This window comes from Acidobacteriota bacterium, from assembly GCA_034211275.1.
Classification (GTDB): Bacteria; Acidobacteriota; Thermoanaerobaculia; order Multivoradales; family JAHZIX01; genus JAGQSE01.
In genome coordinates this window covers 1-1,838 of sequence record JAXHTF010000380.1, presented here as the reverse complement: position 1 = coordinate 1,838, position 1,838 = coordinate 1, and the positions used below count along the sequence as shown (strand labels likewise).

General features: G+C 69.6%; 1 protein-coding gene. It reads left to right on the top strand.

Annotated elements, in window-relative coordinates; all coding sequences use genetic code 11:
- A partial coding sequence (locus SX243_26170) for an AMP-binding protein (protein ID MDY7096473.1) occupies positions 1–1,838 on the top strand: 1,838 nt, incomplete at both ends.

The following is a 1,838-nucleotide window of genomic DNA, read 5'->3' as shown; positions in this document are numbered from 1 at the left end:
AGGATCGGAGCTGTGGGACCTCCGACGTCGGGCCTATGTCATCTACACCTCCGGCTCCACCGGCCGGCCCAAGGGGGTGGAGATCGAGCACGGCTCGTTCCTGGCCCTGGTGCGCTGGCTGATTCCGGCCTATGGCTATGTCTCGGCGGATCGGGGTGGCCGCCTCGCGGGGTTGGCCTTCGACGCCGCCATTTGGGATCTGTGGCCGCTGCTGGTGGCGGGGGCGCGGTTGGAGATCCCCGACCGGGAAGAAATTCGCCAGCGTCCCGATCTGCTACAGCGTTGGATTCTCCAGCGCGGGCTCACCAAATGCTTCGTGGCCACTCCCATGGCAGAGGCGTTGCTCGGCCTGCCGTGGCCTGAGGATGGCGCTTTGCGCTCGCTCTACACCGGCGGTGACCGGCTGCTCCAGCGCCCTGCTGCGCGGCTGCCGTTCGCCGTCTACAACGTCTACGGACCGACGGAGTGCACCATTCAGGCGACCTCCCGGCGAGTGCGGTCGGAGGGTTCGACTCAGCGAGCGCCGTCCATCGGACGACCCATCGCCGAGGTCGGGTTGCGGGTGCAGGATCCCGCTGGAGGTCTCGTGCCACCGGCGGTGGCCGGAGAGCTCTATCTCACCGGTGGGCGTCTAGCTCGGGGCTATCTTGGCCGCCCCGCCCTCACCGCCGAACGCTTCGTGCCTCACCCCGGGGGAGAGGGCCCCAGCGGAGCGGAACCCGGGGCTCGGGCCTACCGCACCGGCGATCTGGTGCGTTGGCTGGCGGACGGCTGCCTGGAATTCTTGGGACGCACCGACCATCAGGTCAAGGTCCGCGGCTTCCGCATCGAGCTGGGAGAAGTGGAGGCGGTACTGGCGAAGCATCCGGCGGTGACCCAGGCGGTGGCCTTGGCGGTGGACGGCCCCGGTGGTGCCCGCCTGGCGGTCTTTGCTTTGGTCCCGGAGTCGGAGCCGCCTTCAGAGCTGCCGTCAGAATTGTCATCAGAACTAGTAGCCTGGCTGCAGAACCGTCTCCCCTCCTACATGGTGCCCTCGTCGCTCCAGATCCTCGCCGCATTGCCCCTCAACAGCAGCGGCAAGATCGACCGCCGGGCTTTGGCCGAGCTGGCCTCGGAACCGCCGCGCTCCGAGGGCCGGCCACCGCGGCCGGGCTCCGAAACGGTGTTGGCGGATCTCTTCGAGGAGATCCTGGGAGTCGAAGGGGTGAGCGCCGAGGATGACTTCTTCGCTCTCGGCGGTCACTCCCTGCTGGCGGTGCAGCTGGCGGCGGGGGTGGAGCGCGAGCTGGGCCGAGACCTGCCCCTGGCGCAGATCCTGGCGGCTCCGACGGTGGAAGCGCTGGCGCAATATCTCGATCCGGCGCAGCGGGAGGAGGAGGAGGAACCCTCCGGCCGGGGCCTGCTGGTACCGCTCACGGATGGTGGGGCGGGGGCGGAGACGGTGGCGCCCCTCTTCCTGGTTCATCCCGTGGGCGGAACGGTCTTCTGCTACCGCCGGCTGGCGGAGCTGCTGGAGCGCCCGGTGGTAGGCATTCAGGCGCGGGGTCTCGACGGCCGGGAAGCGCCCTTGGCCAGCATCGACGCTATGGCGGAGCTCTATCTGGAGCAGGCCCGGGAAGCCCATCCCGGCGGTCCCTGGACGCTGGGGGGCTGGTCTCTGGGCGGCGTGGTGGCTTTCGAGATGGCGCGCCGGCTGCGGGTGGCGGGAGAGGAAGTGGCGCCGGTGGTGCTCATCGACTCCTGGCTGCCTTCCGAAGGCACGTCCGCAGGGGTACCGCCGGAGCCCTCGGCGGAAGACGAGGATCGGGAGCTCGCCGCCTTCCTGCTGCATCTGGGCC